This window comes from Brucella pseudintermedia (assembly GCF_008932435.1).
GTDB classification, from domain to species: Bacteria; Pseudomonadota; Alphaproteobacteria; order Rhizobiales; family Rhizobiaceae; genus Brucella; species Brucella pseudintermedia.
Genome location: NZ_WBWE01000004.1, coordinates 130,059 through 153,446, shown reverse-complemented (window position 1 = coordinate 153,446; position 23,388 = coordinate 130,059). Strand labels below are relative to the sequence as shown.

Genomic DNA, 23,388 nt, shown 5'->3' with positions numbered 1-23,388 from the left:
AATTTTCGCCGAGCTTGACAGGTCGCGAAATGACGGGATTATCATTTTACGAAATCTATTTGGCGAAGAGCGAAGAGCATGATCTTTGAACCGTCCGACGGAGAACTGAGCGTTACGCTGCTTGTCCTGCCGGATTGTTCGCTGATGTCGCTGGCCGCGACGCTGGACCCGATGCGCGGCGCCAACCGTGTGACGGGACGCTCGCTCTATCGCTGGCGGGTGGTGTCGCCGGATGGCAGCGATCCGGTCACGTCCAGCGGCCTCAAGGTTTCGGCAGACGGAAAATTCGAGGCCGGTGCGCAGGATATTCTCATCATCGTCAGCGCCTTTCATGCCTTGGAACACGCAACGCCGAAGCTTCTCGCCATGCTGCGCCAGGCCGCCGCGCAATCGAAGCTCATCGTTGGCGTGGAGGCCGGATCATGGGTGCTGGCAAAAGCCGGATTGCTCAACGGGCGCAAGGCAACCACCCACTGGGAAGACCTGGAGGCATTTTCGCAGCGCTTTCCGGAAGTTGAAATGCAGTCGGATCGCTGGGTGCGGGACGGGGCACTCCTGACGACCGGGGGCGCGGCCCCGGCGCTCGACATGATGCTGGCGCTCATTCGCGCCCGCCACGGCTATTCCATCGCGCTCGATGTGGCGAGCCTCTACGTTTATGACGAGGTGAAACAGGCTTCGGATGCGCAGCCGCTGGTCTCCCTTGGCCGCCTGCTCAATCGCGAGCCGCGACTGGCCGACGCCATCAAGATCATGGAGACGCACATCGACCGTCCGATCCCTGTGTCGAGCGTGGCGCGCAGGCTTGGCCTTTCGACGCGCAGTCTTGAGTTGCTGTTTGCCAATGTGATCGGCCAGTCACCGGGCAACTATTACCTGTCGCTCCGGCTGAAAGCGGCCCGGCGGCTGATCCTCGACACGCGCCTTTCCATGGCTGACACGGCGGAACAGACCGGCTTTTCGTCGATCAGTTCGCTGTCGCGCGCCTTCAAGCGGCATTTCGGTCAGTCGCCGAGCAAGCTGCGGCAATAAAAGCCTTACAGGCCGAGACCGGACTTCACCGCGGCAAGCGCCGGCTTGCCGTCGACAGTGGTCACGCCCTCGAGCCATGCATCAAGCTGCGCCGGGTTCTCCTTGATCCATTTCGCAACGGCGTCCTTGGCTTCCAGGCCGTCATTCAGGATCATGTTCATCATCGTGCTTTCCATTTCCGTGTTGAACTTCAGGTTCGACAGGAAGCGCGAGACATTGGGGCAGTCGGCTGCATAACCCTTGCGGGTCAGGGTCTCGACGGTGGCCGCACCATCTTCCGGCCCGAACAGGTTTTCGCCATCTTGCAGATAGGTCAGCTTGTAGCGAATGTTCATCGGATGCGGCGTCCAGGCGAAGAACACGACAGGCTCATCCTTGCGCACTGCATTTTGAACCTGCGAAAGCATGGCCTGCTCGCTCGATTCCGCGAGCTGAAAATCCTTCAGGCCGAACTTGTCCTCCTCTATCATCGACTGGATGGTGGCATTGGCGCTGCTGCCCGCCTCAATGCCGTAGATCTTGCCGCCAAGCTGGTCCTTGAATTTGGCTATGTCGGCGTAGGTCTTGATGCCGAGATACTTGCCCGTGGCGGCAAGACCGATCTTCGCGCCTTCAAGGTTCACACCGGCCTGTTCGACCTTCTTTCCCTCGATATAGGGCTTGCGCGCTTCTTCCTGAAGCGGCATCCAGTTGCCGAGGAAAATATCGATCTGCCCGTTTTCCAGCGACTGGAAGGTGACAGGCACGGAAAGAATGGTGGTCTGCGGCTGATAACCGGCCTTTTCCAGCAACAGCGAAGCGAGCGCCGTGGTTGCTGTGATGTCGGTCCAGCCGACATCGGAGAATTTGGGCGACTTGCAGGCATCGCTTTCGGCGGCGTGCGCCTGCACGCTGGCAAGGATGGCGACGCTTGCTGCAAGCAAAAGAAGCAGGTGTTTCATTCTCTTCTCCCCTTTGTTTTTATTGAGAACAACATGATAGGGGAAACAGGAAATACCTCTTCGCAATATACGCAATCATCTTTGCGTTTTGCGCAGCCTTTGGCCCTCAACGCGCCGGGTTGGCTTTAGAAAGCTGCGCAAAACCCGGACAAGATTTACTTGCCCGCACCATATTGCGCGTCGCTGACATGCTCCATCCAGTCCACGACCTTGCCGTCGAGCTGTTCCTGAATGGCGATATGGGTCATGGCGTTGCTGGCCGATGCGCCGTGCCAGTGTTTCTCGCCCGGCTCGAACCAGACGACGTCGCCGGGCCGGATTTCCTCGATCGGCCCGCCCTCACGCTGCACGAGGCCAAGTCCGGCGGTGACGATCAGGGTCTGGCCGAGCGGATGCGTGTGCCAGGCGGTGCGCGCACCCGGCTCGAAGGTCACGGTCGCAGCCGCCGCGCGCCTTGCATTGTTTGGAGAGAACAGCGGGTCGATACGGACATTACCCGTAAACCAGTCGGCTGGGCCTTTGCCCGAAGGATCGGTTCCGTTTCGCTTGATATCCATGGCGCGTTTCCTTTCGCGAATATGAGAGATGCACCATAAATCAAGTACGCGGGGAGATCAGCGCCTTTTGGCGGGGTACGCCTGCAAAATAACGTTATGCCGTTTTTCAAGCTCGACGTTGACCGCCTCGATTTCCCGCGCCTTGCGCGTATCGTCCCAGCCCAGTTCCCGCGCCAGAATGTCAGCGATCGCAGCGAGATTGCCGGTGGTCAGCGCCCCGTCGATTGCAAGTGTGGTGCGCCGCAGTACGACGTCCGCCAGATGCACGACGAGTTCGTTGCGCGCGATCCATGCGATTTCCGTCACGCTGATCGTTTCGGTTTCCGGCAACATCGTCACCGATGCGCTCGCTTCCTCGCGGAGGATCGGCAAGGCCGTTGTGCCGTAGCGCTTCAACAGGGTTTCAACCCGTGCTGCGGGCAGCCGTGTTTCGGTGGCATATTTCGTCACCCAGGCCTTGCGGGCGCGATCATCGGACGGATAGTCCCTGCCGCCGCCGATGGCGAGATTGCGCGTGGACACCTGCCGCGTCTTGCCGAACCGGGTCAGCACCTTGTCGGCCACTTCCTCGGCGAAGCCCCGGAACGTTGTCCACTTGCCGCCGACCAGCGCAATGATCGGGAACGGGCGGTCGCTATCCGGCTCGATCATCGGAGCGGAATGATCGCGGCTGATCAGCCCCGGTTCGGACGCGTTGGACGCCGGAAGCGGGCGGATGCCGCTATAGGTATAGACGATCTGGCTGCGGTCGAACTTGAGCTTGGGCAGCAGCGAACGCAGGCTGTCGATGAAATAGTCGGTTTCAGGATCGTCGCAGCGCACATTGTCCGGATCATCGGACGGAATGTCGGTGGAACCCACCAGCGCCAGACCGTGATAGTCGTAGACGAGGCAAATGCGCCCGTCATCCGCCTCGAAATATATCATCCGCCCGTTGAGGCTCTTCACCAGTTCGGGGTGGTCGATGAGAATATGCGAGCCCTTGGTGCCGCCGATCATCTTGGTCGGTTTGCCAAGCGCGGCATTGACCCGATCGATCCACGGCCCGGCGGCATTGATGACGAGCTTTGGCCTGACGGCGAATTTCGCACCGTCCGGCCCCTCGAAGCCGACCGCGCCGTTTTCGGCGGAGATGAGCGTGGTGAAATTGGCGGCCGCACTTTTCGGATTGGCGCGCAAGCCGTCGCTCACCAGTTCATAGACCAGACGTTCCGGCTGGCTGACCTTCGCGTCGTGATAGATGCCGCCTGCCACGATCGCAGGCGTGATATAGGGCATTTCCTTCGTCGCCGTTTCTTTCAGCAGAAAACGGTGGCGCGGCATGACGCGTTCGCGCGCGCCGAAATAGTCGTAGAGCGCCAGTCCGATCTTGATCAGCACGGCGCCACGGCTGCGCGGCGCGGTCGTCGAGCCGAACAGGGTGCGCAGCGCCGCCGTGATGCCCTTGGTCCACGAAAAAACCGGAATGAAGGTCGGCAGCGGCTCCACATTGTGCGGCGCGTTCTTCAGCAGCAGATTGCGCTCCAGCGTGGACTGGGCCACAAGGCTGAACTCGCCGGTTTCCAGATATTTCAGTCCGCCATGGATAAGCCGCGACGGGGCGGCGCTCGTGCCCGAACCGAAATCCGCCTTGTCCACGATGAGACAGCTCACGCCCTGCTCGCAAAGATCGCGAAAGAGCCCCGCGCCATTGACGCCCGCGCCGAGAATGAGCACATCCACGCCTTCGGCCTCAAGCTGTCCGATGCGGCTTTTCATCTGGGCCAGACTTACGAAATCATTCATGTCACTGTCTCTCTGGGCGAAGAACGCCCTTCATTTCAATCCGTGAGGGCTTCGATCTTCGGCCAGATCGGCCCGAGCGCCGACGCGATTTCCTTGAACAGCTGATAGCGCGTCTCATAGAGCGCGCTCCGCTCCGCATCCGGCCGATAGGTGCGGCCTATGGCATCGAGATCGCGCGGGTCGCTGTAGACATCGGCAAAAACACCCGCACCCTTGCCAGCACAAAGGGCGGCGCCCCAAGCTGCGGCTTCGTCCGTATCCGTCACGGTCACGGGCATGCCCAGCACATTGGCGAACATCTGCGCGAAAGCCGGGCTGCGCGATACGCCGCCGGTAAGCCGTGCGGCAGAAATCTCGAAACCGCCCTTCAGGTGATCGACATGGATACGGTGGTTGAAGGCAATGCCTTCCCAGACGGCGCGCAGCATGTCGCCGCGATCCTGCCAGCCGCGCAGGCCGAAAAACGCGCCGCTCGCCATCGCCCCATAGGGCGAGCCGAACAGATAAGGATGGAACATGGCCGTCGAAGGCTTGGCCAATGCCGCATCGATTTCCGGGCGCAGCATGTCGTGGATTGATCGCCCTGTTTCCTCCGCCTCGCGCCGTTCTGCCGGGCAGAGCTTGTCGAGGAACCAGTCGTAATTGGCGGTTGATGCGGGCGAGATCGACATGTTGTTCCATTCGCCCGGCGCAATACCGTTGCGGCAGAACCAGCTTTTATCGACGCGCGGTTCGGACGACAGCGTTTCGTTGATGGAATAAGTCCCCGCAACCACGGCAACCGTACCGACGCCAAGCCCGCCGACGCCGAGTGCGGAGGCCGTCACGTCATGCAGACCGCCGACAACCGGCGTACCGGCGACAAGGCCGGTGCGCTGCGCGCATTCGGGCGAAACATTGCCGACAATCTCATCCGAACGCGACATGGGCGGCAGCGCGTCCCAAAGCGCATCGAGCCCGAACAGAGCGAGCGCTTCCTTGGAATAGTCCTGCGTGTTCACATCGGTAAAGGAGGTGGAGGCTTCGGTGCGATCCGTGCCCACGTCACCCGTGAGACAAAAGCGTAGCCAGTCCTTGCAGGCAATCACATGGGCGATGCGGTGATAGCGTTCCGGTTCGTTTTCCTTCACCCATGCCAGAATGGCTGATGGTGCCGATGCATGGGGCAACTGGCCGGTAACGGCAATGGCGCGGTCGGCGACGGGGCTGTTCACCCAGCGCTCCGCCACATCGACGGCGCGACTGTCGAGCGAGAGGATGCCCGCGCCGAGCGGCTGGCGGTCCTTGTCCAGCATGTAGATGCCGTCGCCATGCGCTGTGGTGGCGATAGCCAGAATATCGGAAGCGGGCCGCCCGCTTTTGGCGATGGCTTCCGCAATCGCATCGGCGGTCGCGCTCCAGAATTCGACCATGTCCCGTTCGACATGGCGCGGGCGCGGAAACGATTGCGCCACGCGGCGGCGCGCAACGGCAAGTGTGGTCCCGTCAACATCGAACAAGACCGCTTTGGTGACAGTGAGGCCGCTATCGATTCCGAGCAGAGAAGGCATGTATCGTATTCCTGATAAATATGCGGAAGGTTATTCCGGCCTGCCGCCTGTCCGGGCGCGCGCAACAACAACATTGATGCCTTGCGCTTCCATCCGCTCGATATGCGCAAAAGGCGTGTTTTCATCGACGATGACGACATCGAAATCGGTCAGTGCACCGAAATTGTGCAGGGCGCGGCGCTCGAACTTCGTATGGTCGGCCAGAAGGATGCGCTTGGCGGCGCAATCCAGCATGGCGCGTTTGGTCTCCACCATTTCCGGTGACTGGTGAAACAGAAGATCATCGGTGATCGCAGCAATCGATATGAAGGCCACATCGGCGCGAAGACGGCGGATTTCGTGGATGGTCATGCCGCCAACGAAGGCGTTGCACCAGTTATAGAGCTGGCCACCCAGGCCAAGCAGCGTCACGTCCTTCATGTCGCGCAATTCGTTCATCAGGATGAGCGAATTGGTGATGGCGGTCAGCGGCCCCTTTTCGGCCAGGTGCGGCACCATTTGCAGGACGGTGGTGGAATCGTCGAAGAAAATCGCCTGGCCGGGTTCGACGAACTGCATCGCCGCTTCGGCGATCAGCTTCTTTTCTTCCGACTGGCGGGTCACGCGATAAAGATCGCTTGCCTCGATCAGGCTGGTCGGCGCTGCCGACACGATGCCGCGCGACTTGCGAAACAGGCCGCGGCTCACCAGTTCATCGACGTCGCGATGCGCCGTCATCAGGCTGATGCCGAACCGTTCGGTCAGGTCCTCGATACGCATCGAGCCTTCGGCCATTACAGTTTCAGCAATCTGCTGGCGCCGGACGAGCTGACGCGCATGCCGGCTGTCGTTCGGCACCTGATCCGTCATCAGCTTGTCTATGCTTGCTTTGTTGCTCACTGCCATGCCTGCCACTTGTCCCCTAGCTTGCGCGTTCCAAAACACCCGGAATCGCCCCATAGGCTTTATATTGCGCGGTCTTCAGCCCCAAAATCCAGCGAGTGATTGCATGGGACTTGTCTGAGGAGAGGGACTTCTGAAATGCGCATCCCGAAAGCGCTTGGGCTGTCGGGATGCGCCTTTTTCAAACCTTACTGTTCCAGAACGAACGGCGAGGTGTACTTGTCGACATTGTCCTTGGTGATCAGGATGCAGTCGAAGAGCTGCTTTTCCTGGTCAACGCCGGTCTTGCCGGTCTTGATGAAGTTGTCGGCCTGCTTGACGGCAGCTTCCGAGAACACGGCAACCGGCTGCAGAACGGTGTACTGCAGTTCACCGGCCTTGATGGCCGCAACCGCATCCGGCGAACCGTCGAAACCACCAACCTTGACCTGATCCAGCTTGCCAGCCTTCTTCAGGGCAGCAATCGCGCCCAGAGCCATTTCGTCGTTACCGGAGATAACGCCGATAATGTCCGGATTGGCCTGAAGCAGGGCCTGCATCTTGTCGTGACCCTGGGTGCGGTCCCAGTTGGCGACATCCTGACCAGCCTTCACCAGATCAGGATACTGCGACAGAACGGTTTCATAGCCGTTCGAGCGCGTTGCGGCGTTGTTGTCCGATGGCGAGCCGAACAGCTCGACATATTTGCCCTTGTCGCCAACGCTTTCCACCCACTGGGTCGCACCGAGAGCGGCGCCCTGCGCGTTGTTGGAAACGAGCTGCGCCTTGGCCAGACCTTCCTGGTTGATTTCCGCATTGACGAGGAAAACCGGAATGTTGGCGGCGATTGCACGCTTGACCGCACCGACCGAACCGTCCGCATTGGCCGGGTCGAGAATGATGGCGACCGACTTGTTGGTGATAGCCGTGTCGATCAGGTTGCTTTCGGTGTTGGTGTCACCCTTGTGGCCACCGACGACAGCCTTGTAGCCGAGGCTTTCAGCGGTCTTCTTGGCGATTTCACCTTCGGTGAACCAATACGGATTGGACGGATCGTTGACGATGATCGTCATCAGTCCTTCGGCCCAGGCCGTGCTGGCGATGAGAGGCAACGCTGCCGCCGCGGCGAACAGAACGCGCATTCCCTTCTTGAACATGGTCTCACTCCCTTAACATTTTCGTTTGCGTTATGCCGGTTCCCCGGCGGTACTCATTTCCATCAGGCCGTTTTCGAGATCAGCGCCTTTCTGGAAACCTTTCGATACGCCCGGAATTTCTGCGGCCCCGCCCGGAACGGTGGGCAGAGCCGCTACCGATCATCGCCGGGAATATTGAATGCTGTTGAGCAGAACCGCGAGCACGATCACCGCGCCGGTAAAGACAGTCTGCCAGTAGGAGGACACGCCGATGATCACGAGGCCATCGGAAAGGAACCCGATCACGAAGGCGCCGAGAAGCGTACCCTGGATAGTACCGCGCCCCCCAGTGAGCGCAGCGCCACCGATAACCACGGCAGCGATTGCCGTCAGTTCATAGGTGGTGCCTGCCGTCGGGCCTGCCGACGTCAGCTGCGAAGAAAGAACCAGACCGGCGATGGCGGCGCAAATGCCGGAAATGACATAGACCGACACCTTGACGCGCTTGACCGGAACGCCGGACAGTTCAGCCGCGCGTTCATTGCCGCCCGATGCATAGAGCCAGCGGCCGAATGCGGTGCGATTGAGAACGATCGCGCAGATAATTGCAAGCACGGCCAGAACCAGAACGCCGATCGGCACGCCGAACAGCTTGTTGAAGCCGAGCCAGTCAAAGCCGGTATTGCCAAGCTCCGGGCGTCCGCCAAGATTGTTGTAGGTCAGGCCATTGGTCATCAGAAGCGCCACGCCGCGGGCGCAATAGAGAACGCCGAGCGTCGCGACAAAGGCCGGAACGCGCAGATAGGCGATCAGCACGCCATTGACCGCGCCGACGAATGCGCCAAGCGCACAGGTGATCAGCACAACCGCCCAGACCGGGAAATAGAGGATGATGCCGAATTCCTGCAGCGTTACGCCTTGCATCAGGAAACCGGCGACCACGCCAGCAAGCCCGAGCGTGGAGCCGACCGAAAGATCGATACCGCCATTGAGAATGACCAGCAACATACCGATGGCAAGCAGGCCGAAAATGGCCACGTGCGACGACATGATGAGGAAGTTGTCGACCGTGAAGTAATAAGGCGAAAGGAACGAAAAAACTGCGATGATCGCGATCAGTGCAAAGAATGCACGACCTTCGAGCAGCAGATGCACGAGGCCGGGTTTCCGCTTCGCGCCGTTCGGAGCCGCTGTTTCCTTGTTGGTGCTTGTGACTGACATTCTATCAGTGCTCCATAACTATTCTAGTGACCGACCATGGCTTCGCCCGAGGCGGCCATGATCTTCTCCTTGGACACGTCCGATCCGAATTCGGCGGAGATGCGCCCACGGTGCATGACGATGATACGATGCGCGATGCTGAGGCATTCGCCGACTTCCGAGGTCGTATAGACGACGGCCAGACCCTGCTTCGCCTTTTCGGCCAGAAGCTTGAACACTTCCGCCTTAGCGCCGATGTCGATGCCGCGGCTCGGCTCATCAAGCAGGATGACTTCCGGCTCGGTCGCCAGCATCTTGCCGATCACGACCTTCTGCTGGTTGCCGCCGGAAAGCGAACCGATTGCCGCTTCGCCGCCATCCGTCTTGATGTGCACATTCCTGATCGACTGATCGACGATCTGCTTTTCGCGCTTGCGCGATGTGAAAAGACCCTTGGTCATTTCTGCGATGCTGGCGAGCGACAGGTTCTTGCCGACCGTCATCGTCTGCACGAGACCGTCGCGCTGGCGATCTTCCGGCACCAGCACAAGACCCTTCTCGATGCGCTGCGCGATAGTGAGGCCGGAAACGTCCTGCCCTTTCAGGAGAACGCGTCCGCCGCTCGCCTTGAGGCGGCCAGCGATGGTTTCCAGAAGCTCGGTGCGGCCTGCACCCATGAGACCGTAAATGCAGACGATTTCACCGGCGCGCACATCGAGCGACATGCGGTCGACCAGCGAGAAGCCTGCGCCGCCCGGATCGGGAACGGTCAGGTTTTCGACGGAGAGCGCCACATCGCCCCATTCATATCCGGTTGGCGGCGAGCCGAGGTCGAAGTTTTCGCCGACCATGTTGCGCACGATCCATTCCAGATCGATTTCCTCGCGCGGCGCATAGGCAGTCATCGTTCCGTCACGCAAAACCACCGCATGATTGGTGATCTGCAGCGCCTCTTCCAGATGGTGCGAAATATAGACGATGGCGACGCCGCGCGCCGTCAGATCACGGATCACCTTGAACAGAACCTCGACTTCCGAGGCGCTGAGCGCCGAAGTCGGCTCGTCCATGATGAGAATGCGCGAATTGACCGAAAGCGCGCGGGCGATTTCCACCACCTGCTGCTGGCCGAGCCGCAGCTCCTCGACCGGCGTCAGCGGATCGATATCTTCTTCCAGCTCCTTCAGAAGCTCGCGCGTCAGCCGCTCTTCTTCCGCGAAATCGACGCCGGTGGCGGTGCGGATCTCGCGTCCCATGAAGATGTTGTCGCGCACATTCATGTTGGGAGCGAGGCTCAGTTCCTGATGGATGATCGAGATCCCGCGGTCGCGCGCTTCGGTGGACGAGTTGAACGTCACCGGCTCGCCATCAAGGATGATCGTGCCGGATGTGGGCTGGATGACGCCCGAAAGCACTTTCATCAGCGTCGATTTGCCAGCACCGTTTTCGCCGAAAAGCGTCGTGACCTGACCACGGCGGATTTCAAAATTCACGCCTTTCAGGGCATGAATGCGGCCATAGGACTTGGCGACATTATGCGCGGCAAGAACGACATCGCCGTTTTTGCCTTCTATTTTGGGAGCAGCGCTCATTTCACTTCGAGCCCCACCGGCGTCACCAGCCAGTTTTTCGGATTGACGACCTTGAACACACCAACCACCGTCACGGTCTTGCCAACGAGATTCTCGACATCAACGCCCGAAAGCACCTGCTTCTTCATCTCGTTGTTCAGGGCAGAACCGGCATTCTGATATTCGATCTGGTTCTTGAACTGGCCGAACTGGATTTCGCCGGTCGCGTCGCGCAGGTCCGTTCCGTTGACGGCGGGGCCGGTCTGGACGCGGATCGCCACGCCTTCCGGCAGGCCGTCGACCTTGATGACATTGTAGTTGGACTTGCGCTCCTCGACCGTGCCGGTGAACTTGACCGGAATGACCGGATTGACGTCGCCGACGCCATATTTCTTTCCGGCCGCAGCCTTGTCAGCGACAAGGGCATTGCCCACTTCAACGGCATCGACGGCGCGCTGCTCGACGCTGGCCTTGACCTTGGGGAATTCGGAAGCGCCATAGGCATCGGGGGAGAAAGCCTGCTGGCGCACATCGGAATCGGACCCGATCTTCACGACCTTCGTGTCGAAAGCAATCGCGCCGACAACCACCACCGCGGCGATCACGCTCCATACGATGGCGCGGCTCAGCTTGGCGGGCTTTTGTGAAACTTGACTGGTTTGTGCACTCATTATCAAACGCCTTCAGCAATTCTGCCGGATTGTCGTTATTGAAACAGAAGATGCGGCTGAGATCAGACCGCCCGGAGATCATCCCCGATCATCGCTTCCGCGCTCGCCGGGTAGACGAAAGCCTCCGCCGGAGCGGTGCAAGATGCGACAGACGAGAGCATGATATCCTCCGCGTGAATTCCAGGGCCGCTCCTCCGTGCATCCTGGAAACAGATGCGCCGCGATCGGAACTTATGATAACGGCGTGTTATTAGCTCCAATAATGATGTTATAAAGCTCGAAAGCTGTCAATCGGATGTTTTTCAAACGCCGGTGAATTAGCATAAGTTCGCGCTGAATCCCGATCACGACGTAGCGAAATCCACTACATAATCCGTTACCCGACGCGGTATTCACAGTGCGGCGATCCATTGCAAAGCCGGATGGCGGCCTGGTCCATATTCTTAATATTATGTAGTATTTTCAGATATTTAATTTAATTCCAACACCAAGCGCAGACCGAAAGATCGCGGAAAGACCGGAGAAAAAACAGGGCGCGAAGCCTAGCGATTTTCTCCACATTCACTGTTTGGTGAAAAAAAATGCGCACTCTCGAAAATTTTACAGACAAGGTGGTAGCGTTATGTTATCTCCAACTTACGCCATTGCCCGATTTCATTATAAACGGGGCCGCGAGCGCTGTATTTTCAGTCGCGGGAGGAATCCAAATGTCAATGAAGGCACATATCCGCCATGCGTAAGACAGGTGACATCATCATCGGGATCGACGCAGGCACGTCCGTACTCAAGGCGGTCGCTTTCGACCTCAGCGGGCGGCAGATCGATTCTGCGGCGGTCCGCAACAGATACGATACCGGCGATCATGGCGCGGTTACCCAATCGCTTTCCCAGACATGGCAGGACTGCGCGCGCGCCCTGCGCGACCTAGGCGCCAAACTGCCGGGCCTTGCCGATCGCACCGCGGCGATTGCCGTCACCGGACAGGGCGACGGAACCTGGCTGGTCGGTCGCGACAATCAGCCGGTTGGCGATGCCTGGCTGTGGCTCGACGCCCGCGCCGCATCCACCGTAAAACGACTTGCCGCAGGCCCGATGAACCGCGCGCGCTTTGAAGCGACCGGCACGGGACTGAACACCTGCCAGCAAGGCTCGCAGATGGCGCATATGGATGCTACCGCGCCGGAGCTTCTGGACAATGCGGAAGCAGCCCTTCACTGTAAGGACTGGCTCTATCTCAATCTTACCGGCGTTCGCGCCACCGATCCGTCTGAAGCAAGCTTCACCTTCGGCAATTTCCGCAATCGCCAGTATGACGATGTGGTTATCGAAGCGCTGGGCTTGCAAAAACGTCGCAAGCTGCTGCCGGAGATTATCGACGGCGCAGAGGTCCAGCAGCCGCTTTCCCCCGAAGCGGCTGCTGCGACCGGATTGCGCGCCGGAACACCGGTGAGTCTTGCCTATGTGGACATGGCGATGACGGCCCTTGGCGCTGGCGTGCGCGGCGGCACGGCTGGTGCGGGGTGCTCGACCATCGGTTCGACCGGCGTGCATATGCGCGCCAAGCCGGTCGCCGATATTCATCTGAACAAGGAAGGCACCGGCTACGTCATCGCGCTGCCCATTCCCGGCATCGTCACGCAGGTGCAGACCAATATGGGCGCGACCATCAATATCGACTGGATATTGCAGGTTGCAGCTGACCTTATGTCGACGCCGGAAAAGCCGGTTTCGCTTGGCGATCTCATTCCCCGCCTCGACGGCTGGTTCAACGCCAGCCGCCCCGGATCGATCCTCTATCATCCGTATATTTCGGAAGCAGGCGAGCGCGGTCCCTTCGTGAATGCCGATGCGCGGGCCGGTTTCATCGGCCTTTCCAGCCGCGACCGTTTCCCGGAGCTGGTGCGTTCGGTCGTGGAAGGCCTCGGCATGGCGACCCGCGATTGCTACGCCGCCATGGGCGAAATGCCTTCCGAACTGCGCATCACCGGCGGCGCGGCGCGCTCGAAGGCGCTGCGCGGCACGCTTTCGGCGGCGGTCAATGCACCGGTGCGCGTTTCTTCCCGCGAGGAAGCGGGCGCGGCAGGAGCCGCCATGATGGCCGCTGTGGCCATCGGCGCCTATCCAACCATGGATGATTGCATCGCCGAATGGGTGGAGCCTCTGCTCGGCGCAAGCGAAGCGCCGGATGCGGCGCGCGCGCATCACTATGAAGAACTTTTCGTTGCCTATCGGGAAGCGCGACTGGCTCTGACGCCAGTCTGGGACAAGCTCGCTTCCGGCAAATAAGGAAACATTGAAATGGCTGAACCGGAAACCTGCGACCTGTTTGTAATCGGCGGCGGCATCAACGGCGCGGGCGTGGCCCGCGACGCTGCCGGGCGCGGCCTCAAGGTCGTGCTGGCGGAAAAGGACGATCTGGCGCAAGGCACATCATCGCGCTCCGGCAAGCTGGTTCATGGCGGCCTGCGCTATCTGGAATATTACGAGTTCCGCCTTGTGCGCGAAGCGCTGATCGAGCGCGAGGTGCTTTTGAACGCCGCTCCGCACATTATCTGGCCGATGCGCTTTGTGCTGCCGCACAGCCCGCAGGATCGCCCGGCCTGGCTGGTGCGGCTCGGCCTGTTTCTCTACGACCATCTCGGCGGCCGCAAGAAACTGCCCGGCACGCGCACGCTCGACCTGCGCCGCGACCCGGAAGGCACGCCGATCCTCGACCAGTACACCAAAGGCTTTGAATATTCCGATTGCTGGGTCGACGATGCCCGTCTTGTAGCGCTCAATGCGGTGGGGGCCGCCGAAAAGGGCGCAACCATCCTCACCCGCACGCCTGTCGTCTCCGCCCGTCGCGAAAAAGGCGGCTGGATCGTGGAAACGAAGAACCGCGACACCGGCGAGACCCGCACGTTCCGCGCCCGCTGCATCGTCAATTGCGCCGGCCCCTGGGTCACGGACGTCATCCACAATGTCGCCGGCTCCAACTCGTCGCGCAATGTGCGCCTCGTCAAGGGCAGCCACATCATCGTGCCGAAATTCTGGTCGGGCGCGAATGCCTATCTCGTCCAGAACCACGACAAGCGCGTGATCTTCATCAACCCTTATGAGGGCGACAAGGCGCTGATCGGCACCACCGACATCGCCTATGAAGGGCGCGCGGAAGACGTGGCAGCCGATGAGAAGGAAATCGAATATCTGCTGGCAGCGGTAAACCGCTATTTCAAGGAAAAGTTGCGCCGCGAGGACGTGCTGCATTCCTTCTCCGGCGTGCGTCCGCTGTTCGATGACGGCAAGGGCAATCCTTCCGCCGTTACCCGCGATTATGTCTTCGACCTCGACGAAACCAATGACGCGCCGCTGCTCAATGTCTTTGGCGGCAAGATCACCACGTTCCGCGAACTGGCGGAGCGCGGGATGCATCGCCTCAAGCATATCTTCCCGAAGATGGGCGGCGACTGGACCCACGATGCGCCCCTTCCGGGCGGCGAAATCGCCAATGCCGATTATGAAACCTTCGCCAATAGCTTGCGCGACACCTATCCTTGGATGCCGCGCGCGCTCGTCCATCATTACGGGCGTCTCTATGGCGCGCGCACGAAAGACGTTGTTGCGGGTGCGCAGAACCTCGAAGGGCTTGGCCGTCATTTCGGCGGCAACTTCCATGAGGCCGAAGTGCGCTATCTGGTGGCCAAGGAATGGGCGAAGACGGCGGAAGACATTCTCTATCGCCGCACCAAGCATTACCTGCACCTGACCGAAGCCGAACGCGCCGCTTTCGTGGAATGGTTCGACAACGCCAATCTAGTTGCTTGAGGACGACATGACCCTGACGCTTTCGCTCAACACCAATCCGCTGGTCAACCGCTTTGCCGAACCGGACGACCTGATCGAAACGGTTGCCCGCGACCTGCGCCTGCGCGACCTCCAGCTTACGCATGAATTCATCAATCCGAGCTGGCAGGCTTCGACCATCCGCCGCCTCACCCGCGACATGGACAAGGCCTTGCAGCGCACCGGCGTTCGCGTCACTTCGGGCATGACCGGCCCCTATGGTCGCCTCAATCATTTCGGCCATCCGGATGCAGACGTGCGCCGCTATTATGTCGACTGGTTCAAGACCTTTGCCGACATTATCGGTGATCTCGGCGGCAAGTCGGTCGGCACGCAGTTCGCGATCTTCACCTATAAGGATTTCGACGATCCGGCGCGCCGCGAAGAGCTGATCAAGATCGCCATCGACTGCTGGGCGGAAGTGGCCGAACATGCCGCCGGTGCTGGTCTCGACTATGTGTTCTGGGAGCCGATGAGCATCGGGCGCGAGTTCGGCGAGACGATCGCCGAATGCATGAAGCTTCAGGATCGCCTGACCGCCGCCGACATGGCGATCCCCATGTGGATGATGGCCGACATCGACCATGGCGACGTCACCTCGTCCAACCCGGACGACTACGACCCATATGCCTGGGCGCGGGCCGTGCCGAAGGTCTCGCCCATCATCCATATCAAGCAGAGCCTGATGGACAAGGGTGGGCATCGCCCGTTCACCGCCGCGTTCAACGCCAAGGGCCGCATCCAGCCGGAACCGCTCCTGAAAGCCTTTGCCGAAGGCGGCGCGGTGGATAATGAAATCTGCCTCGAACTTTCCTTCAAGGAACGCGAGCCGAACGACCGTGAAGTCATTCCGCAGATTGCGGAAAGTGTGGCTTTCTGGGCTCCCCACATTGACACCGGCGCTAAGGACTTGAAGATATAGACAATTTAAGGAACCGGACCGCTTTCAATGGCAGATGCTGACGATTCACTGGCGCTGCGCGCCGCCTGGCTTCACTTCGTGGGCGGCATGACCCAGTCAGCCGTTGCCAAGCGGCTCGGCCTGCCATCGGTGAAGGCGCATCGCCTGATTGCCAAGGCCGTTGCCGACGGCGCGGTGAAGGTGAGCATCGATGGCGACATTACTGAATGCATCGACCTCGAAAATCGTCTCGCCGACATGTATGGCCTCGACTATTGCGAGGTTGCGCCCGACATTGGCGAGGAAGGCCTGCCGCTCATGGTCCTCGGCCATGCGGGCGCGGATTTTCTGCGCCGCGAGATCGAGCATGGCGATCATGAAGTCATCGGTATCGGCCATGGCCGCACGCTGTCTGCCGCCGTCAGCTATATGCCGCGTGTCGCGGCCAGCAATGTGCGTTTCGTCTCGCTGCTCGGTGGCCTGACGCGCAATTTCGCAGCCAACCCGCATGACGTGATGCACCGCATCGCGGAAAAAACCGGAATGCCCGCTTATGTGATGCCGGTTCCCTTTTTCGCCAACACGGCGGAAGACCGCGAGGTGCTGCTTGCCCAGCGCGGCGTCACCACGGTTTTCGACATGGGTTGCCGCGCCGAACTGAAGATCGTCGGCATCGGCACGGTGGATGCGCAGGCGCAGCTCGTCACATCCGGCATGATAGAATTGAGCGAAGTCGAGGAGATCGCCACCCTCGGCGGCGTTGGCGAAATGCTCGGACATTTCTTTGACGCAAACGGCCAGCGCCTCGAAACCGCGCTTACCGCCCGGACCATCGCCGCCTCGGTGGAAAATGCCGATATGAGCCGAATCATCGGACTTGCGGGCGGCATCGCCAAGGCTGACGCCATTCGCGCCGTGCTGAAAAGCGGGCGGCTTTACGGCCTCATCACCGATGAGCGCACGGCAAAGGCCCTTGTCCAGCAACCGAACGGAAAATAACAAAATCACATTTTTCTCGTGGATTTTTTTGTGATTTTGTGATCTAACTTCATGCGATAAATGTTCCGCCCAATAGATCGGAAACAGCGTGAAGCGCGACGACAGACGACAGGCGATCATAAACCTTCTCATCGAAAATCAGGCCGTCGATCTCGACGATCTGGCGGATCGGTTTGCCGTTTCCAAGATGACGATCCACCGCGATCTGGATTCGCTGGAACATTCCGGCGTGCTGCGCAAGGTGCGGGGCGGCGCGACCATCGATACCGGCACCCAGTTCGAGAGCGATTTCCGCTTCCGCGAGCGGCAGGACGGCGAAGCCAAGCAGAAGATGGCCCGCGCTGCGCTGGAACTGGTGGAGCCCGGCATGACCGTGATGGTCAATGACGGTTCCATGGCGGCGGTTCTTGGCGGCATGCTGCTGGAAAAGCGCCCGCTGACGGTCATCACCAACAATGCCGTCATCGTCGATGAACTGAAGGGCGAGAACGGGATCAACCTGATTGCGCTCGGCGGAACCTATTCAGCCAAGTTCAACGCCTTTTTCGGCATTCTGACGGAAGAAGCGCTGTCGCATTTGAGTGCCGACATCGCCTTTATTTCGTCGCCCGCCGTCAACGGGCAGCTTGTCTATCACATGGACGAAAACGTGGTGCGCACCAAGCGCGCCATGACGGCATCCGCCGCCCGCACCTGCCTTCTGGTCAACCACCAGCGGTTCGGGCGCCCTGCCCTCCACGTCATGGCAAACCTGTCGGATTTCGACGCGATCATCACCGACGCCTCTCCCGGCGCGACCGTTCTGGCCGAGCTGGAGCAGGCCGGGATCAGACTGACAATAGCAGCAGACTAGGAACAGTTACGCATGACCAAATTCTGGGTTGGAACGAGTTGGAAAATGAACAAGACGCTGGCCGAGGCCCGCGTCTTCGCGGAAGCGCTGAAAGCTGCCGATGGCGGTCGTTCCGCCGATATCCAGCGCTTTGTCATTCCACCGTTCACCGCCGTTCGCGAAGTGAAGGAAATCCTGTCCGGCACCTCCGTCAAGGTCGGCGCGCAGAACATGCACTGGGCCGATCAGGGCGCATGGACCGGCGAAATTTCGCCGCTGATGCTGAAGGACTGCAATCTCGACATTGTTGAGCTTGGTCACTCGGAGCGCCGCGAGCATTTCGGCGAAACCAACGAAACGGTTGGCCTGAAAGTGGAAGCCGCTGTGCGCCACGGCCTGATCCCGCTCATCTGCATCGGCGAAACGCTGGAAGACCGCGAAAGCGGGCGCGCGGCTGAAGTGCTGGAAGAAGAAGTGCGCGGCGCCCTTGCCAAGCTTTCCGACGACCAGAAAAAGGCTGAAATCCTGTTCGCCTATGAGCCGGTCTGGGCCATTGGCGAGAATGGCATCCCGGCTTCCGCCGATTACGCCGATGCGCGTCAGGCGGAAATCATTGCGGTTGCCGAAAGCGTGCTCGGACGCCGCGTGCCCTGCCTTTATGGCGGCTCGGTCAATCCCGGCAATTGCGAGGAACTCATTGCCTGCCCGCATATCGACGGCCTGTTCATCGGCCGTTCGGCGTGGAACGTGGAAGGCTATCTCGACATTCTGGACAAGTGCGCCAGGAAAATCGCATCCAATTAAGGAGTAACATCATGAAAGTAGCAGTTGCAGGCGACAGCGCCGGCGAAGGTCTGGCCAAGATTCTCGCCGACTATCTCAAGGACCGTTTCGAGGTTTCGGAAATCTCGCGCACGGATGCTGGCGCGGATGCATTCTACGCCAATCTTTCCGACCGTGTGGCTTCCGCGGTTCTCGACGGCACCTATGACCGCGCCATCCTCGTTTGCGGCACCGGCATCGGCGTGTGCATTGCCGCCAACAAGGTTCCGGGCATCCGGGCTGCACTCACGCACGACACCTATTCGGCAGAGCGCGCAGCGCTTTCCAACAATGCCCAGATCATCACCATGGGCGCCCGCGTCATCGGCTCGGAAGTGGCCAAGACCATCGCCGACGCCTTCCTCGCGCAGACCTTTGACGAAAACGGCCGTTCGGCTGGCAATGTCAACGCGATCAACGAAGTTGACGCGAAGTACAACAAGGCCTGATTATTCAGTCTCTTGAAAACAGAAAAGCGGAAGGTTTCCCCTCCGCTTTTCTATTGTCGTAACAGCAAAATTTAGCTGAACTTCGGGTCCAGCGAGCCATCGCGATAGCGCTTTGCCATGTCGGAAAGCGGGATCGGGCGGATGGAAGCCGCATGACCGGCGGTGCCGAACTGCTCGAAACGCTCCTTGCAGAGCTTGGTCATGGCAGCCATTGCGGGCTTGAGATACTTGCGCGGATCGAACTCGCTCGGGTCTTCCTGCAGGACGCGGCGGATCTGGCCAGTCAGCGCCATGCGGTTATCCGTGTCGATATTGATCTTGCGCACGCCGTGCTTGATGCCGCGCTGGATTTCCTCGACCGGCACGCCCCAGGTCGGCTTCATCTTGCCGCCATACTTGTTGATGATTTCCTGCAATTCTTCCGGCACGGAAGACGAACCGTGCATGACAAGGTGCGTGTTCGGCAGCTTGCGATGGATTTCCTCGATCACATGCATGGCGAGAACCGAACCGTCCGGCTTGCGGCTGAACTTGTAGGCGCCATGCGAGGTGCCCATGGCGATTGCCAGCGCATCCACCTTTGTTTCGCGCACGAACTTTACGGCTTCGTCCGGATCGGTCAGAAGCTGGTCGTGCGACAGCACGCCTTCCGCGCCGTGGCCGTCTTCGGCATCGCCCATGCCGGTTTCGAGCGAGCCCAGAACGCCGAGCTCGCCTTCCACCGAAATGCCGCCCAGATGCGACATCTCGCTGACCTGACGCGTGACCGAGACGTTATAGTCCCAATCGGCGGGGGTCTTGCCGTCGGCCTTGAGCGAGCCGTCCATCATGACGGAGGTGAAGCCTGCCTGAATGGCGGTCATGCAGGTGGCGGCTTCGTTGCCATGGTCGAGGTGAACGCAGACGGGGATATGCGGATAGATTTCCGTGACCGCGTCCATCATGTGGCGGAGCATGATGTCATTGGCATAGGCGCGCGCGCCGCGCGAAGCCTGCAGGATCACCGGCGCATCGACGGCATCCGCCGCTTCCATGATGGCCAGCGCCTGTTCCATGTTGTTGATGTTGAATGCCGGTACGCCGTAACCCTTTTCAGCGGCGTGATCGAGCAATTGCCGCAGCGTAATGCGCGCCATTTTCCAGACTCCCTTGAATTCCCACTATCAGACTATTTCGCGAAATATTCGCCGAGGATATCCACCTCTTCGGCCACACCGAACACCAGCGCGCTGCGCTCGTGATAGGTTTGCGGCACGATATCGAGGATGGGCATTGCACCATTGGTCGCCTTGCCTCCCGCCTCCCGGGCGAGGAAAGCAATCGGATTGGCTTCGTAGACGAGCCGCAGGCGGCCCTTCTCGTAGCCGGGGCGGCTGTCGTTCACATAGAAAAACAGCCCGCCGCGCTGCATGATGCGGTGCATGTCGCCAACCGCCGCACCAAGCCAGCGCATGTTGAAGTTACGCCCGCGCGGGCCATCCTTGCCGTTATAGGCATCATCCACATAGGCCTTCATCCCGGGGGACAGGTGGCGATAAACGGATGCATTGAACGCCAGGTCGGACGTGCGTTCCGGCAAGGTCACATTGCGGCGCGTGATATGGAAAATCCCGCTTGCCGGATCGAAGGTCGCGAAGATCACGCCCTCGCCGACCGAAAAGCCGAGATCGACCGAATTGCCGTAAGACACATAACCGGCGGCGATCTGGCGGTTGCCGGGCTGCAAAAACGGCTCTTCCACATCGGCGGGGAAGATCGAGAAGATCGTGCCAAGCGGCGCGCCAAGGCCCACATTGCCCGAACCGTCGAGCGGATCGATGGCGACGGCAATCAGCCCATCGGCCTTACCGGCGACCGGAAGATCGGCTTCTTCCGAAAGAACGGAGGCGGCACCCGCCGCAATCAGCAGCTCGACGAACAGGTTGTGCGAACCGACATCGATGCATTTCTGCTGGTCCTGATCGCTGTTGACGCCGACGAGCTTGCCCGGATCGCCGGGAAGCGAGCCACGGGCGATGCGACCGGCAAGCCGCGTCGCGCCAGCCAGAATAGCCTTGATCGCATCGGCGGTCGCAAGGCGCAAAGCGTCCTTGCCAGCCCAATTGTCCAGATAGGCGCCGACCGCTTCTGCTTCCACACGGTCGCTATCGCCGACCAGCACCAGCGGAGAAAAATTGCCAGCCATCGTCATTTGCCCTGCTCCAGCAAGAATTTTGCGCGGGCGACAATCGCCTCCGCCGTGATGCCGAATTTCTCATAGAGCACTTCGGCAGGGGCCGAAGCGCCGAAACCATCCATGCCGATAACATCGTCTTCGCTGTCGACATAACGCGTCCAGCCGAACTTGCCTGCGGCTTCCACGGCGATGCGCGGCGCATCGCCCAGAACACCCTTGCGGTATTCCTTGTCCTGCTTTTCAAAGAGATCCCAGCTCGGCATGGAGACGACTGCGGTTGCAATGCCTTCCTCCGCAAGCTTTTCGGCAGCCTTCACCGCAAGCGAGACTTCCGTGCCGGTGGCAAGCAGCGTGATCTGGCGCTCGCCCTTCGCTTCGCGCAGCACATAGGCGCCGCGTGCGGAAAGGTTCTCGCCATTGTCGGTGCGAAGCTGCGGCACGTTCTGGCGCGACAGGGCCAGCACCGAAGGCGTGTGCGGATCGGAAACCGCAACAGCCCAGCATTCCAGCGTTTCAATCGTATCTGCCGGGCGGAACACATGCAGGTTCGGCATGGCGCGCAGGCTCGCCAGATGTTCGACCGGCTGGTGGGTCGGGCCGTCTTCACCAAGGCCGATGGAGTCATGCGTCAGCACATGGATGACGCGCACGCCCATCAGCGCCGAAAGGCGGATGGCGTTGCGGGCATAATCGGAAAACACCATGAAGGTGCCGCCGTAAGGAATGAAACCGCCATGGACCGCAATGCCGTTCATGGCCGCGCCCATTGCGAACTCACGCACGCCGTAGCTGACATAACGGCCGCTCTTTTCCGGCGTGAAATCGCTGTCGACAGCCGGAACGCGGGTGAGGTTCGAGTGGGTAAGGTCAGCCGAACCGCCGATCATTTCCGGGAGCGCCGCCGTCAGGCTTTCAAGCGCGATCTGGCTTGCCTTGCGGGTCGCGACATTCTGCGGCTTGTCGAGAAGGCGCTGCCTGGCGTCTGCGACAGCCGCCGCAAAGCCTTCCGGCAAAACGCCAGCGATACGGCGGTCGAATTCGGCGCGTTCGGTTGCAGGCAGCGCATTGACGCGCTTCTGCCAGGCTTCGCGTTCGGACGCGCCGCGCGCACCGGCTTCACGCCATGCATTGAGCAAGGGAGCGGGAATTTCAAAGGCTTCCGCCGTCCAGCCGAGCGCGGCCTTGGTGGCGGCATTTTCAGCGGCACCGAGCGGCGCGCCATGAACGCCGCTGGTACCGGCGCGGTTGGGCGAACCATAGCCGATGACGGTCTTGAGCGCGATCAGCGTCGGGCGGTCTGTTTGCGCCTTGGCCCGTGTCAGCGCGGCATCGATGGCGTCGTGATCGTGACCGTCGACCTTTTCGACATTCCAGCCGCAAGCCTTGAACTTGGCCGGAATATCGTCGGTGAAGGCGATTTCCGTGCTGCCGTCGATGGTGATGCCATTGTCATCGTAAAGCACGATCAGCTTGCCGAGGCGAAGATGACCGGCAAGCGAGATCGCTTCCTGTCCCACGCCTTCCATCAGGCAGCCGTCGCCGCAGAAAACATAGGTGCGATGATCGACAATATCCTTGCCGAACTGGTCGGCAAGTGCGCGTTCGGCGATTGCCATGCCGACCGAGCTTGCAAGCCCCTGACCGAGCGGCCCGGTCGTCAGCTCGACGCCTTCGGTGTGGCCATATTCAGGGTGACCGGCGGTCTTGGAACCCCATTGGCGGAAGTTCTTCAACTCATCGATGGATACGTCCTTGTAGCCTGCAAGATAAAGCGCGCTGTAAAGCAGCATCGAGCCATGGCCGTTGGAAAGCACGAAACGGTCGCGATCCGCCCAGTTGGGTGCCGAAGCATCGAATTTCAGATGCTTCGAGAACAGAACGGCTGCGGCGTCCGCCATGCCGAGCGGCATTCCCGGATGGCCGGAATTGGCGGCATCGACGGCATCGATAGAGAGAGCGCGAATGCAGTTGGCGAGTTGCAGCATATCTGATACGGGCGGGGCGAAATTCATCGGCGGCAACCTCCTTGCCAAATGCAAAGTCTCGAGGCATTTCCGGCAAAACGAAACCCGGGTTCCGGTGC

General features: G+C 60.3%; 20 protein-coding genes and 1 pseudogene. 9 read left to right on the top strand and 12 right to left on the bottom strand.

Translation table 11 applies throughout. The features are described 5' to 3' along the window. Positions 1–78 precede the first annotated feature (78 nt). Positions 79–1,032, top strand: a complete 954-nt coding sequence (locus F9K78_RS06910; RefSeq protein ID WP_121986232.1) for a GlxA family transcriptional regulator — start codon at positions 79–81, stop codon at positions 1,030–1,032. 5 nt (positions 1,033–1,037) lie between these two features. Here the strand turns inward: F9K78_RS06910 and choX are convergent, their stop codons facing one another. The 9 genes from choX to F9K78_RS06860 all read right to left on the bottom strand — a co-directional run bounded on the left by choX (position 1,038) and on the right by F9K78_RS06860 (position 11,301). Continuing rightward, a complete protein-coding gene (gene choX / locus F9K78_RS06905; protein WP_121986231.1) occupies positions 1,038–1,973 on the bottom strand; it encodes a choline ABC transporter substrate-binding protein in 936 nt (311 codons plus the stop codon). A 155-nt stretch (positions 1,974–2,128) separates the two neighbouring features. After that, the gene (locus F9K78_RS06900; RefSeq protein WP_114215983.1) at positions 2,129–2,530 is read right to left on the bottom strand and encodes a (R)-mandelonitrile lyase; all 402 of its coding nucleotides are present in this window, start codon (positions 2,528–2,530) and stop codon (positions 2,129–2,131) included. 57 nt (positions 2,531–2,587) lie between these two features. Continuing rightward, positions 2,588–4,315, bottom strand: a complete 1,728-nt coding sequence (locus F9K78_RS06895; RefSeq protein WP_121986230.1) for a glycerol-3-phosphate dehydrogenase/oxidase — start codon at positions 4,313–4,315, stop codon at positions 2,588–2,590. A 35-nt stretch (positions 4,316–4,350) separates the two neighbouring features. Then, positions 4,351–5,865 (bottom strand): FGGY-family carbohydrate kinase, encoded by a 1,515-nt coding sequence (locus tag F9K78_RS06890; RefSeq protein ID WP_121986229.1) that lies wholly within the window; start codon positions 5,863–5,865, stop codon positions 4,351–4,353. 30 nt (positions 5,866–5,895) lie between these two features. Beyond that, positions 5,896–6,750, bottom strand: coding sequence for a DeoR/GlpR family DNA-binding transcription regulator (locus tag F9K78_RS06885; RefSeq protein WP_121981079.1), 855 nt, complete (start codon positions 6,748–6,750; stop codon positions 5,896–5,898). A gap of 185 nt (positions 6,751–6,935) precedes the next feature. Continuing rightward, a complete protein-coding gene (locus F9K78_RS06880; protein WP_121981080.1) occupies positions 6,936–7,883 on the bottom strand; it encodes a D-ribose ABC transporter substrate-binding protein in 948 nt (315 codons plus the stop codon). 159 nt (positions 7,884–8,042) lie between these two features. Further along, positions 8,043–9,083, bottom strand: a complete 1,041-nt coding sequence (locus F9K78_RS06870) for an ABC transporter permease (protein WP_114215987.1) — start codon at positions 9,081–9,083, stop codon at positions 8,043–8,045. A 23-nt stretch (positions 9,084–9,106) separates the two neighbouring features. Further along, on the bottom strand, positions 9,107–10,651 hold the full coding sequence (locus F9K78_RS06865) for a sugar ABC transporter ATP-binding protein (protein WP_121981081.1): 1,545 nt from the start codon (positions 10,649–10,651) through the stop codon (positions 9,107–9,109). Next, on the bottom strand, positions 10,648–11,301 hold the full coding sequence (locus F9K78_RS06860) for a DUF2291 domain-containing protein (protein WP_121986228.1): 654 nt from the start codon (positions 11,299–11,301) through the stop codon (positions 10,648–10,650). The genes F9K78_RS06865 and F9K78_RS06860 overlap by 4 nt, the downstream gene beginning before the upstream one ends. On the opposite strand from F9K78_RS06860, the pseudogene F9K78_RS22330 reads away from it, so the two are divergent. From F9K78_RS22330 to derI, 8 genes and pseudogenes are all read left to right on the top strand, one after another. Further along, a pseudogene (locus tag F9K78_RS22330) lies at positions 11,281–11,392 on the top strand (ATP-binding protein); the annotation flags it as partial. The gene F9K78_RS06860 and the pseudogene F9K78_RS22330 overlap by 21 nt on opposite strands. A gap of 641 nt (positions 11,393–12,033) precedes the next feature. After that, on the top strand, positions 12,034–13,587 hold the full coding sequence (locus tag F9K78_RS06850) for an FGGY-family carbohydrate kinase (RefSeq protein ID WP_121986227.1): 1,554 nt from the start codon (positions 12,034–12,036) through the stop codon (positions 13,585–13,587). A 12-nt stretch (positions 13,588–13,599) separates the two neighbouring features. Next, a complete protein-coding gene (locus F9K78_RS06845; RefSeq protein WP_121986226.1) occupies positions 13,600–15,108 on the top strand; it encodes a glycerol-3-phosphate dehydrogenase in 1,509 nt (502 codons plus the stop codon). A gap of 7 nt (positions 15,109–15,115) precedes the next feature. Then, positions 15,116–16,048: a sugar phosphate isomerase/epimerase family protein gene (locus tag F9K78_RS06840; protein ID WP_121986225.1), complete on the top strand. Its 933-nt coding sequence runs from the start codon at positions 15,116–15,118 to the stop codon at positions 16,046–16,048. Between the two features lie 27 nt (positions 16,049–16,075). Further along, complete coding sequence (locus F9K78_RS06835; protein WP_121981086.1) at positions 16,076–17,026, top strand: sugar-binding transcriptional regulator; 951 nt, start codon at positions 16,076–16,078, stop codon at positions 17,024–17,026. A gap of 88 nt (positions 17,027–17,114) precedes the next feature. Continuing rightward, positions 17,115–17,879, top strand: a complete 765-nt coding sequence (locus F9K78_RS06830; protein ID WP_121981087.1) for a DeoR/GlpR family DNA-binding transcription regulator — start codon at positions 17,115–17,117, stop codon at positions 17,877–17,879. Between the two features lie 12 nt (positions 17,880–17,891). Further along, on the top strand, positions 17,892–18,662 hold the full coding sequence (locus F9K78_RS06825) for a triose-phosphate isomerase (RefSeq protein ID WP_121986224.1): 771 nt from the start codon (positions 17,892–17,894) through the stop codon (positions 18,660–18,662). 11 nt (positions 18,663–18,673) lie between these two features. Next, on the top strand, positions 18,674–19,129 hold the full coding sequence (gene derI / locus F9K78_RS06820; protein WP_121986223.1) for a D-erythrulose-4-phosphate isomerase: 456 nt from the start codon (positions 18,674–18,676) through the stop codon (positions 19,127–19,129). Positions 19,130–19,200: 71 nt separating this feature from the next. Here the strand turns inward: derI and fba are convergent, their stop codons facing one another. Genes fba through tkt form a run of 3 tightly spaced genes read right to left on the bottom strand, consistent with a single transcriptional unit; the run spans position 19,201 to position 23,317 of the window. Continuing rightward, entirely contained in the window at positions 19,201–20,265 is a 1,065-nt protein-coding gene (fba, locus tag F9K78_RS06815) for a class II fructose-bisphosphate aldolase (protein WP_121981089.1), read from the bottom strand. A gap of 32 nt (positions 20,266–20,297) precedes the next feature. Then, a complete protein-coding gene (locus F9K78_RS06810) occupies positions 20,298–21,320 on the bottom strand; it encodes a class 1 fructose-bisphosphatase (protein WP_121986222.1) in 1,023 nt (340 codons plus the stop codon). Further along, positions 21,317–23,317, bottom strand: coding sequence for a transketolase (gene tkt / locus F9K78_RS06805; protein WP_121986221.1), 2,001 nt, complete (start codon positions 23,315–23,317; stop codon positions 21,317–21,319). Before tkt ends, F9K78_RS06810 begins: the two co-directional genes overlap by 4 nt. Positions 23,318–23,388 lie beyond the last annotated feature (71 nt).